Consider the following 20,906-nt stretch of genomic DNA (forward strand, 5'->3'; position numbering starts at 1 on the left):
TCCGGTGATCCACCCACTTGACCCTGAGCCTGGCCCCCTAGGGGATGGGGGTGCCAGCACCACCATGGGCGCGGGGCGGGGCGGCGGAGGCCGTCACGGCGCGAGGATGGTGGCGATCACGCCGATGACGATGAAGATGGCGAAGAACGCGCCGAAGACGAGCAGCATCTTCTTCTGGCCGTTCTGCGGGTTCGGGTCGAGGACTGGCATACGGCAAGTTTCGCACCTGTCGCGCCTGCGGCGGGCCTCGGGGGGGACCCGGGAGGCGGTGGGGCGGCCGTTCCTCGCCCCCTCCGCCCCTTCCCTTCCCGTCCCTGGGGGCTCTGCCCCCGGACCCCCGTTCGCGCAGTTCCCCGCGCCCCTGGGGGGGCAGGGGTGACCGGGGTGGTCACCGGGCTGTTGCCTCGTCCTCCACCGTGCGGTCGCGGCCGGCCAGGACGCCCACGGCCATCTGCGGGATCATCAGGCCGGCCATCAGGGCGATCGGCAGCCCCCAGCCGCCGCTGTGCTGGTAGAGGACGCCCACCAGGAGCGGTCCGGGGATGGAGATCAGGTAGCCGGTGCTCTGCGCGAAGGCCGACAGCTGGGCCACGCCCGCGCTGGTCCTGGCCCGCATGCCGACCATGGTGAGCGCCAGGGGGAAGGCGCAGTTGGCGACGCCCAGCAGCACGGCCCACGCCCAGGCGCCGGCGGCCGGTGCGAGGTACAGACCCGCGTATCCGACGAGGCCGCTGACACCCAGCGCGAGCACGATGGGGCCCTGGTGGGGCAGCCGGGTGGCGAGGCGGGGTATGACGAAGGCGAGCGGTACGCCCATCACCATGGTGACGGCGAGGAGCAGCCCGGCCGTGCCCGCGGGGACACCCGCGTCCCGGAAGATCTGCGCCATCCACCCCATGGTGATGTAGGCGGCGGTCGCCTGGAGGCCGAAGAAGACGGCCAGCGCCCACGCGGTACGGCTGCGGGTGATGCGCAGCGGGGGCTTCCCGGGCCCGGCCGGGGCCCGTACGGACCCGTCCCCGTCCCGCGCGGCCGCGCTCTCGGCCGGCGCCCCCCGCCGCTCCCGTACGAAGGGGATCCACGGCAGGACGGCGGCGGCCGCCAGGGCCGCCCACAGGGCCAGGCCGGACTGCCAGTTCCCGCCCAGCGCGTCGGTCAGCGGCACGGTGACCGCCGCCGCCGTGGCGGTGCCCATGGCGAGGGCCATGGAGTACAGGCCGGTCATGGAACCGACCCGGTCGGGGAACCAGCGCTTGACGATGACCGGCATCAGGACGTTGCTGACGGCGATGCCCATCAGGGCGAGGGCGGTGGTGGCCAGGAAGGCCGCCGTGCCGCCGGCGTAGGGGCGTATCAGCAGGCCCGTGCCGATGGCGACCATGCCGGCGCACACCACGGCCCCGGCCCCGAAGCGCCGGGCCAGGCGGGGGGCGGTGACACCGAAGACGGCGAAGCACAGCGGGGGTACGGAGGTGAGCAGTCCTGCGACGCTCCCGCTCATGCCGAGTCCGTCGCGGACCTCCTCGAGCAGGGCGCCCAGGCTGGTGATGGCGGGGCGGAGGTTCAGTGCGGCCAGCACGATGCCGACGACGAGCAGCCGCGTCCGCCAGGCGGACGCGGTGTAACCGCCGGTGGCGTTCCGGTGTCCGGGCGCGGCCGGCGTGCGGGCGGTCGTGGACGTGAGCGTCCGGGTTTCCTCGCGAGCCATGAAACCCATCATAGAATCATAGGATGATTGGTTGTCCATGCCGAGGACGCCGTGCGGCGCCCCTGTCGTGCGAAGGTGTGTCATGCCTCTGAGTCATCCGCGCCGCTCGGCGCTCTCCGAGCAGGTCATCGCCGCCCTGCGGGCGCAGATCACCTCGGGCGAGTGGCCGGTCGGCGCGCGCATCCCCACCGAGCCCGAGCTGGTCGAGCAGCTCGGGGTGGCCCGCAACACGGTCCGTGAGGCCGTCCGCGCGCTGGCGCACAACGGGCTGCTGGACATCCGCCAGGGTTCGGGCACGTACGTGGTCGCCACGAGCGAGCTGGCCGGCGTGATGCACCGCCGCTTCGCCGGCGCCGACCCCCGGCACGTCGCCGAGCTGCGTGCGGCCCTGGAGTCGGCCGCGGCGCGGCTGGCCGCCGAGCGCCGTACGGACAAGGACCTCAAGCAGCTGGACGCGCTGCTGCTGCGCCGGGAGGATGCCTGGGAGTCGGGCGAGGCGGAGGCGTTCGTGGCAGCGGACGCGACGTTCCACCTGGCCGTGGTCGCCGCCTCGCACAACGACGTGATGACCGCGCTGTACGCGGATCTGAGCGAGGTGCTGCGGGACTGGCTGCGCGACGACGTGGGCGGGGACATGTCCCCCGAGACGCACATGGACCACGGGCGGCTGGTGGACGCGATCCGCGCGGGTGACACGGCGACGGCGGCCGAGGAGGCCGCCGCCTACCCGTTCGCCTGCCGTCCGGGGCGGTTCGGTCCGCCCTCCGGTGGCTGACCCGCGCATGGGCCGACGTCACTCCGGCGGCGTCCGGCCGGCTTCACGGGCGTGCCGAAGGGCCCGCGCCTCCTGGGACGCGGGCCCTCGTGAGGCGTCCGGTCAGGCGCCGATGGCGTGCAGGCCGCCGTCCACGTGGACGATCTCGCCCGTGGTCTTCGGAAACCAGTCGCTCAGCAGGGCGACGACACCCCGGCCGGCCGGCTCGGGGTCCTTGAGGTCCCACTCCAGGGGCGCGCGGCTGTCCCACACGGAGGCCAGCTCGCTGAAGCCCGGGATGGACTTGGCGGCCATCGAGCCGATCGGGCCCGCGGAGATGAGGTTGCAGCGGATGTTCTGCTTGCCCAGGTCACGGGCCATGTAACGGCTGGTGGCCTCCAGGGCGGCCTTGGCCGGGCCCATCCAGTCGTACTGCGGCCAGGCGTACTGCGCGTCGAACGTGAGGCCGACGACCGAGCCGCCGTTCTGCATGAGCGGCAGGCAGGCCATGGTCAGCGACTTCAGGGAGAACGCCGAGACGTGCATGGCCGTGGCGACCGACTCGAACGGTGTGTTGAGGAAGTTGCCGCCGAGCGCGTCCTGCGGCGCGAAGCCGATGGAGTGCACCACGCCGTCGAGGCCGCCGAGCTCCTCGCCGACCACGTCGGCCAGGCGGCCCAGGTGCTCCGCGTTGGTGACGTCGAGCTCGATGACCTTGGCGGGCTTGGGGAGCTTCCGGGCGATGCGCTCGGTCAGGGTGGGCCGCGGGAACGCGGTCAGGATGATCTCGGCGCCCTGCTCCTGGGCCAGCTTGGCCGTGTGGAAGGCGATGGAGGACTCCATCAGCACACCGGTGATCAGGACGCGCTTGCCCTCGAGAATTCCGCTCATGGTGTTTCAGTGACCCATTCCCAGTCCGCCGTCAACGGGGATGACGGCTCCAGTGATGTACGAGGCGTCGTCCGAGGCGAGGAACCGCACGGCCGCCGCCACCTCCTCCGGCTGCGCGTACCGGCCCAGCGGAACCTGCGACACGATGTTCGACCGCTGGTCGTCGGTGAGCGCCTTGGTCATGTCGGTGTCGACGAAGCCGGGCGCGACGACGTTGAAGGTGATGTTGCGCGAGCCCAGCTCACGGGCGAGGGAGCGCGCGAAGCCGACCAGGCCGGCCTTGGAGGCGGCGTAGTTGGCCTGCCCCGCGGAGCCGAGCAGCCCGACGACCGACGAGATCAGCACGACGCGGCCCTTCTTGGCGCGCAGCATGCCGCGGTTGGCGCGCTTGACGACCCGGAAGGTGCCGGTGAGGTTGGTGTCGACGACCGAGGTGAAGTCCTCCTCGGACATGCGCATCAGGAGCTGGTCCTTGGTGACGCCGGCGTTGGCCACGAGCACCTCGACGGTGCCGTGGGCCTCCTCGATCTCCTTGTAGGCCTGCTCCACCTGTTCGGGGTCGGTGATGTCGCACCGGACGGCGAGGAACCCCTCCGGCGGCTCCCCCGAGCGGTACGTGACGGCGACCTTGTCGCCGGCGTCGGCGAACGCGCGGGCGATGGCGAGGCCGATGCCCCGGTTGCCTCCGGTGACGAGAACCGAGCGGCTCAACGGATCACCCTTTCGATAGCGGTCTGGTCCACCCGCCCGGGCACCCTCACGACAGGCGGCTTCCCCGAAAACCTATCGGTCCGGGTGCGCCGCGGGACATTGGGGCACCGACAGTGGCCGACGGGCGTCGCTGTCGGGTCCCTACAGAAAGCGCCGGGCGCCCGGCGGAAACATGTGGTCCGGCACCGGCCGACGCGACATGATGCGCAGCGACCGCCTCGCGGATCCCGAGAACCGGACACTCCAACCGAACGTTGTACCGAACATCGAAAGCCGACAGGAAGAGACGTAGGTGCCTCATAGCATTGACGAAGCCTTCACCGCCCTGCCCCTGCGCCCCCTCGCCGACGCCGCGCTCGCGCGGGCGCGGGCGCTCGGGGCGGAGCACGCGGACTTCCGCCTGGAGCGGGTGCGCAGCGCCTCCTGGCGGTTCCGGGACGCCAAGCCCGCCGGGTCGTCCGACACCACCGACCTCGGCTACGCGGTGCGCGTGGTGCACGGAGGGACCTGGGGGTTCGCGTCCGGGGTGGACCTGACCCTCGACGCCGCCGCCAGGGTCGCCTCGCAGGCGGTGGCGATGGCGAAGCTGTCCGCGCAGGTGATCCGGGCGGCGGGGTCGGACGAGAGGGTGGAGCTGGCCGACGAGCCGGTGCACTCCGAGAAGACCTGGGTGTCCTCGTACGAGATCGATCCCTTCACCGTGCCCGCCGAGGAGAAGGCCGGGCTGCTGGCCGAGTGGAGCGCGCGGCTGCTTGCGGCGAACGGGGTGGACCACGTCGACGCCTCGCTGCTCACCGTGCACGAGAACAAGTTCTACGCCGACACCGCCGGGACCGTGACGACGCAGCAGCGGGTCCGGCTGCACCCGGCGTTCACGGCGGTGTCCGTGGACGACTCCAGCGGCGAGTTCGACTCCATGCGCACGATCGCGCCGCCCGTGGGCCGTGGCTGGGAGTACCTGCGGGGTACCGGCTGGGACTGGGACGGGGAGCTGGCGCGGATCCCCGAGCTGCTCGCCGAGAAGATGCGGGCGCCGAGCGTCGAGGCGGGGCTGTACGACCTGGTGGTGGACCCGTCCAACCTGTGGCTGACCATCCACGAGTCCATCGGGCACGCCACCGAGCTGGACCGCGCCCTCGGCTACGAGGCGGCCTACGCCGGCACCTCGTTCGCCACCTTCGACCTGCTCGGCAAGCTGAGGTACGGCTCCGAGCTGATGAACGTCACCGGTGACCGCACCGCCGAGCACGGGCTGGCCACCGTCGGCTACGACGACGAGGGCGTCGAGGCGCAGTCCTGGGACCTGGTGAAGGACGGCACGCTGGTCGGCTACCAGCTCGACCGGCGGATCGCGAGGCTGACCGGTTTCGAGCGGTCGAACGGGTGCGCGTTCGCGGACTCACCCGGCCATGTCCCGGTGCAGCGCATGGCCAACGTGTCGCTGCGGCCGGACCCGGCCGGGATGTCGACGGAGGACCTGATCGGGGGCGTCGACCGGGGCATCTACGTGGTCGGTGACCGGTCGTGGTCGATCGACATGCAGCGGTACAACTTCCAGTTCACCGGGCAGCGCTTCTACCGGATCGAGAACGGGCGGCTGGCGGGGCAGCTGCGCGACGTCGCGTACCAGGCCACGACGACCGACTTCTGGGGTTCCATGGCCGCCGTCGGCGGTCCGCAGACGTACGTCCTTGGCGGTGCCTTCAACTGCGGCAAGGCCCAGCCGGGGCAGGTCGCGGCGGTCTCGCACGGCTGCCCTTCCGCCCTCTTCAAGGGAGTCAACATCCTCAACACCACGCAGGAGGCCGGGCGATGAACGTCAGCACCGAGGCCGGCCGGGGGTCCGGGGGTTGCCCCCCGGGACAGCACAGTCTCAACACCACGCAGGAGGCCGGGCGATGAACGTCAGCACCGAGTCCGGCCGGGGTCCGGGGTTGCCCCCCGGGACAGCACAGTCTCAACACCACGCAGGAGGCCGGGCGATGAACGTCAGCACCGAGTCCGGCCGGGGGTCCGGGGGTTGCCCCCCGGGACAGCACAGTCTCAACACCACGCAGGAGGCCGGGCGATGAACGCGCGTTCCAGCAAGCCGCACGAGATCGTCGAGCGCGCTCTCGCACTGTCCCGGGCCGACGGCTGTGTCGTGATCGCCGACGAGGAGTCCACCGCCAATCTGCGCTGGGCCGGCAACGCGCTCACCACGAACGGTGTCACGCGCGGGCGCACGCTCACCGTGATCGCCACGGTGGACGGCGCTCAGGGCACGGCCTCCGGGGTGGTGTCCCGGTCCGCGGTGACGGTCGACGAACTGGAACCCCTGGTGCGGGCGGCCGAGGCCGCGGCGCGGGGAGCGGGTCCGGCGGAGGACGCGCAGCCGCTGGTCACGGGGGTGGAGCCGTCCGCCGACTTCACCGAGGCGCCCGCGGAGACCTCCTCCGCCGTGTTCGCCGACTTCGCACCGGCGCTGGGCGAGGCGTTCGCCCGCGCACGGGCCGGCGGGCGGGAGCTGTACGGCTTCGCCAACCACGAGCTGGTCTCCAGCTATCTCGGCACGTCGGCGGGGCTGCGGCTGCGGCACGACCAGCCGAACGGCACGCTGGAGCTGAACGCCAAGTCGCCCGACCGGACGCGGTCGGCCTGGGCGGGGCGGTCCACGCGGGACTTCAAGGACGTCGACCCGGCGGAGCTCGACGCCGAGCTGGCCGTACGGCTGGGCTGGGCCGAGCGGCGTCTGGAGCTGCCCGCGGGCCGGTACGAGACGCTGCTGCCGCCGACCGCGGTGGCGGATCTGCTGATCTACCAGCTGTGGTCGGCCTCCGGGCGGGACGCGGCCGAGGGGCGCACCGTGTTCTCCAGGCCGGGCGGCGGCACGCGGGTCGGCGAGAAGCTGGCCGACCTGCCGCTGACCCTGCGCAGCGATCCGGACGAGCCGGGTCTGGAGTCGGCACCGTTCGTGATCGCGCACTCCTCCGGCGGCGACCAGTCGGTCTTCGACAACGGGCTGCCGCTGAACGCCACCGAGTGGATCCGCGCGGGTGAGCTGGCGCACCTGACCACCAGCCGGCACGGCGCCGGCCTCACCGGACTGCCCGTGGCCCCCGGGATCGACAACCTGATCCTGGACGGGGGCGAGGGCCGCTCGCTTCAGGAGATGGTCGCGGCCACCGAGCGGGGGCTGCTGCTGACCTGCCTGTGGTACATCCGCGAGGTCGACCCGGCGACGCTGCTGCTCACGGGGCTGACCCGGGACGGCGTCTACCTCGTCGAGAACGGCGAGGTCACCGGGGAGGTCAACAACTTCCGGTTCAACGAGTCGCCGGTGGACCTCCTCGGGCGGGCCACCGAGGCGGGGCGTACGGAGAAGACCCTGCCCAGGGAGTGGGGCGACTGGTTCACCAGGGCGGCGATGCCCGCGCTGCGCATCCCCGATTTCAACATGAGCTCGGTCAGCCAGGGCGTATAACCTCGTAGGCGTTCGCTCCCGGCCCTCACCCGGCCGGCCGAAGATCATCAAGGAGACACGAGAACCGTGACGGACATCGTCGACGAGCTGAAGTGGCGTGGCGTGATCGCCCTGTCCACTGACGAGGACGCATTGCGCAAGGCGCTCGCGGACGGTCCCGTCACGTTCTATTGCGGTTTCGACCCGACCGCGGCCAGCCTGCACGTCGGCCACCTGGTGCAGGTCCTCACCATGCGCCGCCTCCAGCAGGCGGGCCTCCGCCCGCTGGCGCTGGTGGGTGGCGCGACGGGTCAGATCGGCGACCCGCGCCCGACGGCCGAGCGCACGCTGAACGACCCGGAGACGGTCGCGAACTGGGTGGCCCGGCTGCGCGCGCAGATCGAGCCCTTCCTGTCCTTCGAGGGCGACAACGCCGCGACGATGGTGAACAACCTCGACTGGACCGCCGGCATGTCGGCCATCGAGTTCCTGCGGGACATCGGCAAGCACTTCCGCGTCAACAAGATGCTGACGAAGGACTCGGTCGCGCGGCGCCTGGAGTCCGCCGAGGGCATCAGCTACACGGAGTTCAGCTACCAGCTGCTGCAGGGCATGGACTTCCTGGAGCTGTACCGGCGCCACGGCTGCACGCTCCAGCAGGGCGGCAGCGACCAGTGGGGCAACCTCACGGCGGGCCTTGATCTGATTCACCGGCTCGAGCCGCACGCCGGCGTGCACGCGCTGGCGACCCCGCTGATGACCAAGGCGGACGGCACCAAGTTCGGCAAGACCGAGGGCGGCGCCGTCTGGCTCGACCCGGAGATGACGACGCCGTACGCGTTCTACCAGTTCTGGCTGAACGCGGACGACCGTGACATCTCGTCGTACATGCGGATCCTGTCCTTCAGGTCCCGCGAGGAGCTGGAGGAGCTGGAGAGGCAGACGCAGGAGCGTCCGCAGGCCCGGGCGGCGCAGCGGGCGCTGGCGGAGGAGCTGACGACGCTGGTGCACGGCGCCGGCCAGACGGCCGCCGTGATCGCCGCGTCGAGGGCCCTGTTCGGCCAGGGGGAGCTGGCGGAGCTGGACGACCGCACGCTGGCGGCCGCGCTGTCCGAGGTCCCGCACGTCAAGGTGGCCGAGCTCGGTCCGGTGGTCGACCTCTTCGCCGAGGTCGGCCTGGTGGCGAGCAAGTCGGCCGCGCGGCGCACGGTGAAGGAGGGCGGCGCCTACGTGAACAACGTCAAGGTCACCGCCGAGGACGCCGTCCCGGCCAAGGAGGACCTGCTGCACGGGCGGTGGCTCGTGCTGCGCCGGGGCAAGAAGAACCTGGCGGCGGTGGAGGTCACGGCCGGCTGAGCCGACGGCTTCGTCCAGGGGCGGTCTCCGGCGGGCGCGCCGGGGGCCGTCCCTTCGTCGGGTCAGGCCCGCTGTCCCTCGGTCTTCCGCCGCTTCATGGAGGTGTACAGCGCGTCCACGAGGAAGACGATGACGATCGCCGCACCCAGCTGGAAGGCGTGCCGGCCCCAGTCGAAGCCGGGGGTCTCCTCGATCCCGAGACCCCCCGCCATCGCGTTGCCGATGACGGCGCCGATCATGCCGCAGATGGTGGCCAGCCACAGCGGGATGTGCTGCTTTCCGGGGATCACCAGCTTGGCGATCAGGCCGAGCACGAATCCCACGATGATCGCCCACAACCAGCCCATGGATGCCTCCTCCAACGACGTGACGCGAGCATTACGGCCAGTGTCGGGTGAGATCCTCAGCGCCGCATGTCGGCACGGCCCGCACGCTACGGCGCAGGCCGTGCGGCCGGGACGGGGCCGACCCGGGCTCGTGACCCGCGCGGGGGCGGCGTACCGTGGACCTGTCCGGGCCCGGGGTCCCCGACCGGGTCGCGGGACGGTCAGCGGGCGGAGAGTCCGATGCGGTCGGGTGGTGGAATGTGATGCGGAAGCACCAGGACAGTGGTGGCGGCCAGGTTTTCCGGATCACCGGTGCCCGGGCGGGCCTCCAGGAGGACGTACGGGGGCGGCAGCGCCGTTATGTGATCTCGATGACCGTCCGCACGATCTCGGTCATCCTCGCGGTGACGCTGTGGAACGTGGAACAGCATGTCGCGATCGTGGCGCTGGTGCTCGGGGCGGTCCTGCCGTACGTCGCGGTGGTGATCGCCAACGCCGGGCGGGAGAACGCGCCGTCGCTGCCCTCGACCTTCGTGACGACGACGAAGCCGATGATCGCACCACCGCGGACGCAGGACGGTTCCGCGGAAGCCGATGCGGAGGACGCGCCGTCGGAGCACGTGCCGAGCGCACGAACGGAGCGGCCCGAGCGGCCGTGAAGATCGGGGCGTGAGGGGGAAACGGCGTCAAGCGGAAGACACTTATCCGCCAAGCTCAAGAAAACCTCAGATCAATCATGTGCTTCCGGTGCCGGGGGCGGGGCGCCCGTGACATACTTCGTACGCGCTCCGCATCCCCCGTCGGAGCGACGGACCGACGCCGGGCAGCTCCCCCCGTGGCTGCTCGGCGTCGCCTTTTCCCCGGCCCCTCGTACTGCGCCGATCGGGTTAGGGTCGGCGGTGTGATGACGCCCGGTCCCGAGACCCCGATCTGTTCCGCCAAGGGCTGCCGTGCCGCTGCCGCCTGGGTGCTGGCGTGGAACAACCCGAAGCTGCACACGCCCGACCGCCGCAAGACGTGGCTCGCCTGCGAGGAACACCGCGAGCACCTGTCGCAGTTCCTGGGCGTGCGGGGGTTCCTGAAGGACGTCGTCCCGTTCGCGGAGTGGGAGGCCCCCGAAGGGGGCTAGTCCCCCCTCGTCCGGTCCGCTCAGCCGCCGATGGCCGACATGGGGCGGTCCGGCTGGACGAAGGACGGGTCGTCCAGGCCCGCGCCCGCCTTCTTGCCCCACATGGCGCGTTTCCAGATGCGGGCGATCTCCTCGTCCGGGGCGCCGGAGCGCAGGGCGGCGCGCAGGTCCGTCTCCTCGGTGGCGAACAGGCACGTGCGTACCTGTCCGTCGGCGGTGAGGCGGGTGCGGTCGCAGGCGGCGCAGAAGGGGCGGGTGACGGAGGCGATCACACCGACCCGGTGCGGGCCGCCGTCGACCAGCCAGCGCTCGGCCGGTGCGGAGCCGCGCGCCTCGTCGCCCTCGGGGGTCAGTTCGAAGCGGGTGCGCAGGGAGGCCAGGATGTCCCCTGCGGTGATCATGCCGTCGCGCTTCCAGCCGTGCTGGGCGTCCAGGGGCATCTGCTCGATGAAACGCAGCTCGTAGTCGTGCTCCACGGCCCAGGCGAGGAGGTCGGGGGCCTCGTCGTCGTTGAGCCCCGGCATCAGGACGGTGTTGACCTTCACCGGGGTCAGGCCGGCCTCGCGGGCCGCGTGGAGGCCGTCGATGACGTCCCGGTGGCGGTCGCGGCGGGTGAGGGTCTTGAAGACGTCGGGACGCAGCGTGTCCAGGGAGACGTTGACCCGGTCCAGGCCGGCCGCCTTCAGGGCGGCCGCGGTGCGCCGCAGGCCGATGCCGTTGGTGGTGAGGGACGTCTGCGGGCGGGGTTCCAGCGCGGCGACCCGCTCGACGATGCCGACGAGCCCTGGGCGGAGCAGGGGCTCGCCGCCGGTGAAGCGGACCTCCTCGATGCCGAGGGAGGTGACGGCGATGGCGACGAGGCGGACGATCTCGTCGTCGGTCAGCAGGTCCGGTTTGGCCAGCCACTGCAGCCCCTCCTCGGGCATGCAGTACGTGCAGCGCAGATTGCACCGGTCGGTCAGCGAGACCCTCAGGTCGGTGGCCACTCGGCCGTAGGTGTCGATGAGCACGTGGGCCCCCTCCCTCGACGCGGATCACTTCTCTTCCCGTACCCGCGAGCCTACGTGACACCACCGACAACCCACATCGACCCGATGGGACGAGATGCCGGAGGGCCGCGTCGCACGGACCTACGGGGGGTCCCGGCGACGCGGCCGTCCGGAGGGGTGGATCAGTGGGCGCCGGTGCCGGTCAGCGACCGGACCTCCAGCTCCGCGTACTTCTTGGCGTCCGGCTCCTCCTTGGACAGGACGGTGCCGAGCCAGCCCATCAGGAAGCCGAACGGGATCGAGATGATGCCGGGGTTCTTCAGCGGGAACCAGGCGAAGTCGACGTCCGGGAACATCGCCTTGGGATCGCCGGAGACCACGGGCGAGAAGAGCACCAGGCCGACGGCCACGATGAGACCGCCGTAGATCGACCACAGGGCGCCCTGGGTGGTGAACCGCTTCCAGAACAGGCTGTAGAGGATGGTCGGCAGGTTCGCCGAGGCGGCGACCGCGAAGGCCAGCGCGACCAGGCCGGCCACGTTCAGGTCACGGGCGAGGGCGCCGAGCGCGATGGAGACCACACCGATGAGGACGGTCGCCCAGCGGGCCGCCCGCATCTCCTCCTTCTCCGTGGCCTTCCCCTTGCGGATGACGTTGGCGTAGATGTCGTGCGCGAAGGAGGACGACGACGCGAGGGTGAGGCCGGCGACCACGGCGAGGATGGTCGCGAAGGCGACCGCCGAGATGGTGGCGAGCAGGATCGCGCCCCAGGCCGAGTCGACGCCGCCGAGGTGCAGGGCGAGCAGCGGGGCGGCCGTGTTCCCGGACGGGTTGGACGCGATGATCTCCTCCTGGGAGATCAGCGCGGCGGCGCCGAAACCGAGGGCGATGGTCATCAGGTAGAAACCGCCGATGATGCCGATGGCCCAGTTCACGGACTTACGGGCGGCCTTGGCGTTGGGCACCGTGTAGAAGCGGATCAGGATGTGCGGCAGACCGGCGGTGCCGAGCACCAGGGCGATGCCGAGGGAGATGAAGTCCAGCTTGGTGGTGCCGTCGGCGCCGTACTGCAGGCCGGGCTCGAGGAAGGCCTCGCCCTTGCCGCTGTTCTCGGCGGCGCTGCCCAGCAGGTCCGAGATGTTGAAGTTGAACTTCAGCAGCACCAGGAAGGTGATGAGGATCGTGCCGCCGATGAGCAGCACGGCCTTGACCATCTGGACCCAGGTGGTGCCCTTCATACCGCCGATGGAGACGTACACGATCATCAGGACACCGACGAGCGCGACGATGAGGATCTTGCCGGCGTCGGAGGTGATGCCGAGCAGCAGCGAGACGAGGACGCCCGCGCCCGCCATCTGGGCCAGCAGGTAGAAGATCGACACGACGATGGTGGAGGTGCCGGCCGCGGTGCGCACGGGGCGCTGGCGCATGCGGTAGGCCAGGACGTCGCCCATCGTGTAGCGGCCGGAGTTGCGCAGGGGCTCGGCGACCAGGAGGAGGGCGACCAGCCAGGCGACCAGGAAGCCGATGGAGTAGAGGAAGCCGTCGTAGCCGAAGAGGGCGATGGCGCCCGCGATGCCGAGGAAGGACGCGGCCGACATGTAGTCGCCGGAGACCGCGAGTCCGTTCTGGAAGGCGCTGAACTGGCGTCCGCCGGCGTAGAAGTCGGCGGCGTCCTTGGTCTGCCGGCCCGCCCAGATGGTGATGCCGAGGGTGGCGAGGACGAACAGCGCGAACAGCGCGATGATCAGCGTGCGGTGTTCGCTCGCCTCGTTCGCGGCGAGGGTGACGTGGGTGATCGAGGGGCTCATGCGCCACCCTCCATACGGGACTTGATGGCCTCGGCCTTGGGGTCGAGCTTGGCGGCGGCGTGCCGGGAGTACCACCAGGCGATGAGGAACGTGGTGATGAACTGGAGGACGCCGAAGACGAAGGCGACGTTGATGTTGCCGAACAGCTTGGTGCCCATGAAGCCGCCCGCGTAGTTCGAGAGCAGGACGTACAGCAGGTACCAGATGATGAAGGCGACGGTCAGTGGGAAGGCGAAGGAGCGGTAGGAGCGGCGCAGTTCACCGAACTCAGCGCTCTCCTGCACCTCGGTGAACTCCTCGGGGGTGGGGAGTTTGTGTTGTTCTGTCGAGGGGGGCGGTGCTTCGGCGGCCACGGGGTCTCCTCGCGGTGCGATCGGGGTCGGGCGGGGACGAAAGGCGAGTGTCCTCGCGCTTCCTGCCCAAGGGCACGGCGCCACGCGAGGACCGGTTCAACCGCCGGCGGTTCTTTTCCCGGGCCGTTTTCCGAAGTCGTTGCCGCAAATGATTGCTGGCCAGCGAGCGCGCGGGATAGCTTCGCCCTGCACCACCCCGTCATGTACCTGCCCGGGCGCCACCTGTGTCTCGGGCCGGTTCCGTTTCCGGATGATGTGGAGACCCCATGGCTCATCTGCGTTCCAGACGCCGGCTCGCCCTCGCCGTACCCGTCGCTCTGTCCCTGACCGCCTCGCTCGGCTTCCTGCCTGCAGCGGCCTCGGCGGCCCCCCAGACGGTGTCGGCCGAGCAGGCGGCGGACGCGCCCACGCTGGCGTACGTCGTCAACACCGACGTGGACCGCCGCACGATCGCCTCGGTGAAGCGGGCGATCGCCGCGGCCGGCGGGACCGTCGTGGTCTCGTACGACACGATCGGTGTGATCGTCGTCCACTCGGCGAACCCCGGCTTCGGCGCGGAGATCCGCGAGGCGCGCGGCGTCGTGTCGGCCGGCGCCACCCGCACCGCGCCGCTGACGCCTGCGGGGACGACGGACGAGGGCGCCGCCGACTACGTGACGGCCGCCGAGGCCGCGCGGACGGAGGCCGTCTCCGCGCAGACCCCCGGCAGCGAGCCGCTCGAGGCCGACCAGTGGGACCTGCGGGCCATAGGCGCGGACGAGGCCGCGAAGATCAACCCGGGCAGCGACAAGGTGACGGTCGCCGTGATCGACACCGGCGTCGACGACACCCACCCGGACCTCGCCCCGAACTTCTCCGCGTCCCAGTCGGCCAACTGCGTCGGCGGCAAGGCGGACACCAGTGAGGGCGCGTGGCGGCCGTACACCGACGAGGACTACCACGGCACCCATGTGGCCGGTGAGATCGCCGCGGCCCGCAACGGCATCGGCGTCGCCGGTGTCGCGCCCGGCGTGAAGGTGTCCGGCATCAAGGTCAGCGACCCGGACAACGGCCTGTTCTACCCGGAGAACGTCGTCTGCGCGTTCGTGTTCGCCGCCGACCACGGCGTGGAGATCACGAACAACAGCTACTACGTGGACCCGTGGCTGTACAACTGCATGGACGACCCGGACCAGAAGGCGATCGTCGACGCGGTCAACCGGGCCCAGCTCTACGCGCAGCGCAAGGGCACCCTGCACCTCGCCTCGGCCGGCAACTCCAATCACGACCTGGCCTCGGACGCCATCGTCGACGACTCCAGCCCCGACGACTCCACGCCGGTGACGCGGACCATCGACCCGCACGAGTGCTTCGACGTGCCGACCCAGCTGCCGGGCATCGTCACGGTGAGCGCGACGGGTGTGAACAACCTCAAGTCGTACTACTCCACGTACGGCAAGGGCGTCGTCGACGTCGCGGCGCCGGGCGGCGACCGCAAGTACCAGATTCCGGACACCCCGTCGCAGAACGGCCGCATCCTGTCCACCATGCCGAACGGCGAGTACGGCTTCCTGCAGGGCACCTCGATGGCCTCGCCGCACGCCGCCGGTGTCGCCGCGCTGCTGAAGTCCAAGCACCCGTGGGCCTCCCCCGCGGTGCTGCAGACGCTGCTCAAGGCGCAGGCGAACAACCCGGGCTGCCCGGAGTCCTACGACCAGGACGGTGACGGCACGCAGGACGCGACATGCGAGGGCGGCGACCGGGTCAACGGTTTCTACGGCTTCGGCATCGTCGACGCGCTGCGCGCCGTCAAGTGAGCCCGTGGTCCCGTGCTCCGCGCACGTCCGCCCGCACCCGTGAACGAACTGGAGACTTCATGACAGCGCCTCACCCGCGCCACCGCCGCGCGCTCGTCGTCCCGGCCGGGATGGCCATGGCGACCGCACTCGCGTTCCTGCCCAACACCGCGGCCACCGCGGCCCCGGCCGACGACCGGCCGGCCGCGGCCGCCGCCGCCGACGGGACCCCGCTCAGCTATGTGGTCAACGTCCGGGGCGGGCACGGCGCGCCGGGGCACGTGAAGAAGGCGATCGCCGAGGCCGGCGGCACGATCGTGACCTCGTACGACAAGATCGGCGTCATCGTCGTCCACTCCTCGAACCCCGACTTCGCGACGACCGTCCGGGAGGCGCGCGGCGTGCAGTCGGCCGGTGCCACCCGCCACGCGCCGCTGCCGTCGGCGGCCACCACGGACATGGGCACCCCGAAGGTGCTCAGCGCCTCCGATGTCGCCGAGGCGAAGGCCGAGGCCGCCGCGGGCCAGGACCCGCTCCAGGGGCTCCAGTGGGACCTGCCCGCCATCAAGGCGGACAAGGCGCACGAGAAGTCGCTGGGCAGCTCGAAGGTCACCGTCGCCGTCATCGACACCGGCGTCGACGACACCCACCCGGACATCGCGCCCAACTTCGACCGGGAGGCCTCGGTCAACTGCGTGGCGGGCAAGCCGGACACGAGCGACGGCGCCTGGCGGCCGGGCGCGCAGGAGAGCCCGCACGGCACGCACGTCGCCGGTGAGATCGCCGCCGCCAAGAACGGCGTCGGCATGACCGGTGTCGCGCCCGGCGTGAAGGTCTCGGGCATCAAGGTGTCCAACCCGGACGGCTACTTCTACACCGAAGCCGTGGTGTGCGGCTTCATGTGGGCGGCCGAGCACGGGGTCGAGGTCACCAACAACAGCTATTACACCGACCCGTGGTACTTCAACTGCAAGAACGACCCGGACCAGAAGGCGCTCCTCGAGGCCGTCACCCGGGCCTCGCGGTACGCGGAGCGCAAGGGCGCGGTCAATGTGGCCGCGGCCGGCAACGAGAACTACGACCTCGCGGCCGACGAGATCACCGACCCGGTCTCCCCGAACGACGGCACGCCCTCGGAGCGGGTGATCGACCCGTCCGAGTGCCTCGACATCCCGACGCAGCTGCCGGGCGTGGTGACGGTCGCGGCGACCGGCGCCAAGGGGCTGAAGTCGTCCTTCTCCAACTACGGCCGGGGCGTCGTCGACATCGCCGCGCCCGGCGGCGACTCGACGAGGTACCAGACGCCGGCCCCGCCCGCCACCAGCGGTCTGATCCTGGGCACGCTGCCCGGTGGCAAGTGGGGCTACATGGCGGGTACGTCGATGGCCTCCCCGCACGTCGCGGGTGTCGCCGCGCTGATCAAGTCGACGCACCCGTACGCGCCGCCGGCGCTGGTGAAGGCGCTGCTGTACGCGCAGGCCGACGCGACCGCGTGCACGGACCCGTACGACATCGACGGCGACGGCAAGGTCGACGCGGTGTGCGAGGGCCCGAAGAACCGCAACGGCTTCTACGGCTGGGGCACCGCCGACGCGCTGGACGCGGTGACGCGGTGACGCGGTGACGTCGCGTCAGTCGTGACGGCGGAAGGGCCGGGCGGACACGCCCGGCCCTTCCGCCGTCCGGGGCCCGCCCCGAACGTGGGGGAGGACCCAGCCGTACCGCATAGTGGGACCATGACCGACACCGCCTCCGTCTGGTCCGCCCTGGGCGGCGACCCCGCGCTCCTGACGCGCCTGACGACCGTGGAACGGCCCGGTGTCCTGGGCGCCCGGCTGCCGGTGCGGGAGGCGGCGCGCGCCTGTGTGGGCGCGTGCGCGCTGGCCGCGGCCGAGCTGGGAGCGCGGCGGACGGTCGGCGGCGGGGTGCCGTCGGTGCGCGTGGACGACGGGGCGGTGGCGACGGCGTTCACCAGCGAGCGGCACCTGCGGATCGACGGGCGGACGCCGGAGACCTTCGCCCCGCTGTCGCGGTTCTGGCGCACGGCCGACGGGTGGGTGCGCACGCACGCCAACTATCCGCACCACCGGGCCCGGCTGCTGGCCGCGCTGGGTGTGGCGGAGGACCCGGACGCGGTGGCGGCGGCCCTCGCGGAACGCTCCGCGGCCGGGATCGAGGAGACGGTGTCAGCGGCGGGGGGCCTCGCCGTCGCCCTGCGCACGCCCGGAGAGTGGGCGGCACACGATCAGGGTGTGGCGGTGCGGGCCCGCCCCCTGGTGGAGCGCGCACGGCTGGACCCGGCTCCCGCGCGGGTGCTCACCCGGGTGGGCCGCGATCCCCTGCTGCCCGCGGCCGGACTGCGGGTGCTGGACCTCACCCGGGTCATCGCGGGACCGGTCGCCACCCGCACGCTCGCGCTGCTGGGCGCCGACGTGCTGCGCGTGGACTCCCCCGGGCTGCCCGAAATCCCCGACCAGCACGCCGACACGGGGTTCGGGAAGCGGTCGGCGCTGCTGGACCTGGGCGCGGACCGGGAGACCCTGGAGGAACTGCTCGCGTCGGCGGACGTGGTGGTCACCGGCTACCGTCCGGGCGCCCTGGACCGCTTCGGGCTGACCCCGGGGGCGCTGGCCGCGCGGCGGCCCGGTGTCGTGGTGGCCGAGTTGTCGGCGTGGGGGGCGTACGGGCCCTGGGGCGGCCGGCGCGGATTCGACAGCCTGGTCCAGGTGGCCACGGGGATCGCCGCGTTCGAGGGGACCCAGGGGAAGCCGGGCGCGCTGCCGGCGCAGGCGCTCGACCACGGCACGGGCTATCTGCTGGCGGCCGGGGTGCTGCGGGCGCTGACCGACCAGACGGACGAGGGCGGGAGCAGGCTCGTCCGGGTGGCGCTGGCGCGCACGGCGGGGTGGCTGCTGGAGGGGGCGGGGCGCGAGGACGCCGTGGGTGGGGGGAGGGCCGGGGACGACCTGGCGCCCGGGCCGTGGCTCGCGGAGACGGACGGCCCACTGGGCAGGCTGCGCCACGCGCTGCCGCCGGTGACGTTCGCCGGCGGCCCGTCCGACTGGGCGCGTCCGCCGGGAGGTTGGGGCACGGATCCGGCACGGTGGCGATGACGGACCGGGGCGCACGACGGAGCGCGACGGTTGCGTAGCGGTCCCCACTTGCCCCGAACTGTGTGATCTTGTGAAGATCCTGGGGTGACTCTGACGAAACCCAGGTCCGGGGCGACCGGTGCGCACAGGGGCGCCCGGCGTCCCGGCACCGGGCGGGCCGTAGCCGTCCTCGTGCTGGTCGCGCTGGGCGCGCTGATACCGCTCCTCGGCCCGTCCCCCGCGCTGCACGGCACGGGAGAGGCCGACGCGCCAGGCACCGGGGGCATAGCCCTGCTGCGCACGGTGCTGTTCGCGGCGCTGTCCGTGCCCGTCGGCGAGCTGTTCGTACGGTGGCTGGCCCGCTCCGTGCCCGGCGCTCCGGCCGCGCTGCCCCGCAGTTGGTCCACGGGCGCGAACTCCGCCGGATGCGTGGCCGCCCTGGGACTGGCCTCCGTCGTGGCCACAGGCAACTTGGTGCCCGGCGGCCTCGCCGACATCGACGTCGGCGGCCTCTACGACTCCCGGGACGGAAAGCTCGCCCTCCTGGAGGTCAACGGCTTCGTCGCGGCGGCCCTGTGCGCCGCGTCCGGACGGCCCGGTACACAGGTGTGGCCGCTGGCCGCGATCGTCGTCGCGGAGGCGCTGCGCGCCCATCCCGCCACCGAGTACGGCCCGATGACCGGTTCCGGGCTGACGCTGGTGCATCTGACCTGCGCGTCGCTCTGGGTGGGCGGTCTGCTGTACGTGCTGCGCACGCTGGGGCTGTGGCGGAAGGGGGAGGCGGGCGTCGCGCTGCTGGGGCGCTACGCGCGGGTGGCGGCCGTGCTGCTCGCCGCCATCACCGCGACGGGGGTGTGCAGTTCGCTGCGCCGGATGCCGTCGGAGACGATCCTGGAGCAGCTGACGGACACGGCGTACGGGCGGGTCCTGCTCGCCAAGGTGGTCCTGATGGCCGGTGTCGCCGCCCTCGCCCTGTGGGCCCGGATCCGGCTGGCCCGCGCGGCCGACCCGCTGAGCGCGAGTTCGCCCGCGCGGGCGGAGGTGTACGTACTGGCCCTGGTGGTGGCGGTGTCGGGACTGCTGACGGCGCTGCCTGTGCCGATCCGCTGGTGACCGGGGCCGGTGACCCGCTTCCGGGTCCCGTCCGGACATGTCCGGAATCCGAACGGGAGCCGCTCGTGGGGCACCTGACGGACAGGAGTGTCAGTCGCGGCCCGTATCCTCGTGAACCATGCTCGAAGACCTCACCGCCGCAGCCTCCTCCCCCACCGCGTGGCCGGCCGCGTATCCCCGGGGATACGCGGTCGTCGACGTGGAGACCACGGGGCTGGCCCGGGACGACCGCATCATCTCCGCGGCCGTCTACCGGCTGGACGCGCGCGGCGAGGTCGAGGACCACTGGTACACGGTGGTCAACCCGGAGCGGGACCCGGGCCCGGTGTGGATCCACGGCCTGACGAGTGACGTGCTCGAAGGGGCGCCCCTCTTCCGGGACATCGCCGCGGAGTTCGCGACCCGGCTGGAGGGCCGGGTGCTCGTCGCGCACAACGCCGTCTTCGACTGGCAGATGATCGCCCGGGAGTACGCCCGCGCGCGCGGCGAGGCGCCGGTGAGGCAGCGACTGTGCACCATCGCCCTCTCGAAGGAACTGGGGCTCCCGCTGCCCAACCACAAGCTGGAGTCGCTCGCCGCGCACTTCGGGGTCGTGCAGCAGCGGGCGCACCACGCGCTGGACGACGCGCGGGTACTGGCGGAGGCGTTCCGCCCCAGCCTGCGGGCCGCGGCGGCCGGCGGCGTGCGGCTGCCCCTGCACGAGTGCCTGCCGCTCACCGAGTGGACCGAACGGCCCCGCATCGGGCAGCAGGCGGGCCCCGGGGGCTACCGGCCCGCCAGTTGGCGCCCCTCCCGCAAGCGGCCCGCGTGCCCCTACCCCAACCCCGGGCGGTACGAACCGGGCAAGCGGCTCAGACAGGGCATGCGTGTGGCGTTCTCCGGGGACACCTCCGTGGAGCGGGACCTGCTGGAGGACCGTGCGACCGAGGCCGGGTTGCACGTCGCCGGCAGTCTGTCCCGGCTCACGAGCCTCCTCGTCACCAACGACCCGGACTCGGGCACATCGAAGGTGGTCAAGGCCCGGCAGTACGGCACGCCGGTCGTCGACGAGGCGGCGTTCGGCCAGTTGCTGGCGGACGTCGAACCCGCGTCGGAGGGATGAGCGGGGTAAGGGTCCCACCAGCGTTCGCCCCGGCAGACCGGCCACGCGGTCCGCTCCGCCTCGGCCCGTTCGGCGTCGGTGACCGGGCTGTCCAGCCACCGGTAGCAGGGCAGCCCTCCTGAGGACCTCGTTCTCCTGCTCCAGCAGCCGGACCGGCGTACGGGTCCCGCCGGCTCATCCTCCTCAGGGAGCACACGATGTGGCAGCGGGCGTGGAAGCGGTCCCGTCCACTCCCTCATGACGAATGCGCCGGGAGTTGGCCGTAATCACCGCAGGGCGGTGCGAGACGGCGCAAGGGTGCGGTCCTGGCCCGTGCCCTCCTGGTGACCCGAGAGAAACTGCCCCTTCGGCGGG

Annotated in this window: 19 protein-coding genes; 11 read left to right on the forward strand and 8 right to left on the reverse strand. The window is 72.0% G+C overall.

Annotation, left to right across the window (positions count from 1 at the left end):
• Positions 1-93 precede the first annotated feature (93 nt).
• Together BU52_RS36860 and BU52_RS24175 are read right to left on the reverse strand one after the other, a co-directional pair.
• Complete coding sequence (locus tag BU52_RS36860; RefSeq protein WP_107061254.1) at positions 94-210, reverse strand: SGM_5486 family transporter-associated protein; 117 nt, start codon at positions 208-210, stop codon at positions 94-96.
• A gap of 178 nt (positions 211-388) precedes the next feature.
• Positions 389-1,720, reverse strand: coding sequence for a CynX/NimT family MFS transporter (locus BU52_RS24175; protein ID WP_037937943.1), 1,332 nt, complete (start codon positions 1,718-1,720; stop codon positions 389-391).
• Between the two features lie 70 nt (positions 1,721-1,790).
• On the opposite strand from BU52_RS24175, the gene BU52_RS24180 reads away from it, so the two are divergent.
• Entirely contained in the window at positions 1,791-2,483 is a 693-nt protein-coding gene (locus BU52_RS24180; protein ID WP_037937946.1) for a FadR/GntR family transcriptional regulator, read from the forward strand.
• A 102-nt stretch (positions 2,484-2,585) separates the two neighbouring features.
• Here the strand turns inward: BU52_RS24180 and fabI are convergent, their stop codons facing one another.
• Positions 2,586-3,353, reverse strand: a complete 768-nt coding sequence (fabI, locus tag BU52_RS24185; protein ID WP_037937948.1) for an enoyl-ACP reductase FabI — start codon at positions 3,351-3,353, stop codon at positions 2,586-2,588.
• 6 nt (positions 3,354-3,359) lie between these two features.
• Positions 3,360-4,064, reverse strand: coding sequence for a 3-oxoacyl-[acyl-carrier-protein] reductase (gene fabG / locus BU52_RS24190; protein WP_037937951.1), 705 nt, complete (start codon positions 4,062-4,064; stop codon positions 3,360-3,362).
• A 292-nt stretch (positions 4,065-4,356) separates the two neighbouring features.
• Between fabG and BU52_RS24195 the strand changes: the two genes are divergently transcribed.
• The 3 genes from BU52_RS24195 (at position 4,357) to tyrS (ending at position 8,862) form a co-directional block, all read left to right on the forward strand.
• On the forward strand, positions 4,357-5,880 hold the full coding sequence (locus BU52_RS24195) for a TldD/PmbA family protein (protein WP_037937952.1): 1,524 nt from the start codon (positions 4,357-4,359) through the stop codon (positions 5,878-5,880).
• A gap of 252 nt (positions 5,881-6,132) precedes the next feature.
• The gene (locus tag BU52_RS24200) at positions 6,133-7,527 is read left to right on the forward strand and encodes a metallopeptidase TldD-related protein (RefSeq protein WP_037937953.1); all 1,395 of its coding nucleotides are present in this window, start codon (positions 6,133-6,135) and stop codon (positions 7,525-7,527) included.
• A gap of 66 nt (positions 7,528-7,593) precedes the next feature.
• Positions 7,594-8,862, forward strand: coding sequence for a tyrosine--tRNA ligase (gene tyrS / locus BU52_RS24205; RefSeq protein ID WP_037937955.1), 1,269 nt, complete (start codon positions 7,594-7,596; stop codon positions 8,860-8,862).
• A 62-nt stretch (positions 8,863-8,924) separates the two neighbouring features.
• On the opposite strand, the gene BU52_RS24210 is transcribed toward tyrS, so the two are convergent.
• Entirely contained in the window at positions 8,925-9,209 is a 285-nt protein-coding gene (locus BU52_RS24210) for a GlsB/YeaQ/YmgE family stress response membrane protein (protein WP_037937957.1), read from the reverse strand.
• 242 nt (positions 9,210-9,451) lie between these two features.
• Here BU52_RS24210 and BU52_RS24215 point away from each other — a divergent pair, with 242 nt between their 5' ends.
• Entirely contained in the window at positions 9,452-9,847 is a 396-nt protein-coding gene (locus BU52_RS24215; protein ID WP_037937958.1) for a DUF3099 domain-containing protein, read from the forward strand.
• 245 nt (positions 9,848-10,092) lie between these two features.
• A complete protein-coding gene (locus BU52_RS24220) occupies positions 10,093-10,317 on the forward strand; it encodes a hypothetical protein (RefSeq protein WP_037937960.1) in 225 nt (74 codons plus the stop codon).
• Between the two features lie 20 nt (positions 10,318-10,337).
• On the opposite strand, the gene moaA is transcribed toward BU52_RS24220, so the two are convergent.
• The 3 genes from moaA to BU52_RS24235 form a co-directional block, all read right to left on the reverse strand.
• A complete protein-coding gene (gene moaA / locus BU52_RS24225) occupies positions 10,338-11,327 on the reverse strand; it encodes a GTP 3',8-cyclase MoaA (RefSeq protein ID WP_037937961.1) in 990 nt (329 codons plus the stop codon).
• Positions 11,328-11,488: 161 nt separating this feature from the next.
• Positions 11,489-13,117 (reverse strand): solute symporter family protein, encoded by a 1,629-nt coding sequence (locus BU52_RS24230; protein WP_037937963.1) that lies wholly within the window; start codon positions 13,115-13,117, stop codon positions 11,489-11,491.
• The gene (locus BU52_RS24235) at positions 13,114-13,470 is read right to left on the reverse strand and encodes a DUF485 domain-containing protein (protein WP_037937965.1); all 357 of its coding nucleotides are present in this window, start codon (positions 13,468-13,470) and stop codon (positions 13,114-13,116) included. Before BU52_RS24235 ends, BU52_RS24230 begins: the two co-directional genes overlap by 4 nt.
• Before the next feature lie 266 nt (positions 13,471-13,736).
• Between BU52_RS24235 and BU52_RS24240 the strand changes: the two genes are divergently transcribed.
• From BU52_RS24240 to BU52_RS24260, 5 genes are all read left to right on the forward strand, one after another.
• On the forward strand, positions 13,737-15,266 hold the full coding sequence (locus BU52_RS24240; protein ID WP_037937967.1) for a S8 family serine peptidase: 1,530 nt from the start codon (positions 13,737-13,739) through the stop codon (positions 15,264-15,266).
• A gap of 59 nt (positions 15,267-15,325) precedes the next feature.
• Entirely contained in the window at positions 15,326-16,861 is a 1,536-nt protein-coding gene (locus tag BU52_RS24245) for a S8 family peptidase (protein ID WP_037937968.1), read from the forward strand.
• 120 nt (positions 16,862-16,981) lie between these two features.
• Positions 16,982-18,358: a CoA transferase gene (locus tag BU52_RS24250; RefSeq protein WP_037937970.1), complete on the forward strand. Its 1,377-nt coding sequence runs from the start codon at positions 16,982-16,984 to the stop codon at positions 18,356-18,358.
• Between the two features lie 84 nt (positions 18,359-18,442).
• Positions 18,443-19,450, forward strand: a complete 1,008-nt coding sequence (locus BU52_RS24255; protein WP_037937971.1) for a CopD family protein — start codon at positions 18,443-18,445, stop codon at positions 19,448-19,450.
• 118 nt (positions 19,451-19,568) lie between these two features.
• Complete coding sequence (locus BU52_RS24260; RefSeq protein WP_037937973.1) at positions 19,569-20,552, forward strand: DEDDh family exonuclease; 984 nt, start codon at positions 19,569-19,571, stop codon at positions 20,550-20,552.
• The last annotated feature ends 354 nt before the right edge of the window (positions 20,553-20,906 follow it).

It is taken from the genome of Streptomyces toyocaensis, assembly GCF_000725125.1.
Taxonomy (GTDB): Bacteria; Actinomycetota; Actinomycetes; order Streptomycetales; family Streptomycetaceae; genus Streptomyces; species Streptomyces toyocaensis.

Excerpts from the sequence above, each read along its gene's own strand:
- BU52_RS36860 (WP_107061254.1), bottom strand. The coding sequence starts at position 210 with ATGCCAGTCCTCGACCCGAACCCGCAGAACGGCCAGAAGAAGATGCTG.
- BU52_RS24175 (WP_037937943.1), bottom strand. The coding sequence starts at position 1,720 with ATGATGGGTTTCATGGCTCGCGAGGAAACCCGGACGCTCACGTCCACG.
- BU52_RS24230 (WP_037937963.1), bottom strand. The coding sequence starts at position 13,117 with ATGAGCCCCTCGATCACCCACGTCACCCTCGCCGCGAACGAGGCGAGC.
- BU52_RS24240 (WP_037937967.1), top strand. The coding sequence starts at position 13,737 with ATGGCTCATCTGCGTTCCAGACGCCGGCTCGCCCTCGCCGTACCCGTC.
- BU52_RS24245 (WP_037937968.1), top strand. The coding sequence starts at position 15,326 with ATGACAGCGCCTCACCCGCGCCACCGCCGCGCGCTCGTCGTCCCGGCC.
- BU52_RS24250 (WP_037937970.1), top strand. The coding sequence starts at position 16,982 with ATGACCGACACCGCCTCCGTCTGGTCCGCCCTGGGCGGCGACCCCGCG.
- BU52_RS24200 (WP_037937953.1), top strand. The coding sequence starts at position 6,133 with ATGAACGCGCGTTCCAGCAAGCCGCACGAGATCGTCGAGCGCGCTCTC.
- BU52_RS24215 (WP_037937958.1), top strand. The coding sequence starts at position 9,452 with ATGCGGAAGCACCAGGACAGTGGTGGCGGCCAGGTTTTCCGGATCACC.
- BU52_RS24220 (WP_037937960.1), top strand. The coding sequence starts at position 10,093 with ATGACGCCCGGTCCCGAGACCCCGATCTGTTCCGCCAAGGGCTGCCGT.
- BU52_RS24260 (WP_037937973.1), top strand. The coding sequence starts at position 19,569 with ATGCTCGAAGACCTCACCGCCGCAGCCTCCTCCCCCACCGCGTGGCCG.
- BU52_RS24180 (WP_037937946.1), top strand. The coding sequence starts at position 1,791 with ATGCCTCTGAGTCATCCGCGCCGCTCGGCGCTCTCCGAGCAGGTCATC.
- BU52_RS24210 (WP_037937957.1), bottom strand. The coding sequence starts at position 9,209 with ATGGGCTGGTTGTGGGCGATCATCGTGGGATTCGTGCTCGGCCTGATC.
- fabI (WP_037937948.1), bottom strand. The coding sequence starts at position 3,353 with ATGAGCGGAATTCTCGAGGGCAAGCGCGTCCTGATCACCGGTGTGCTG.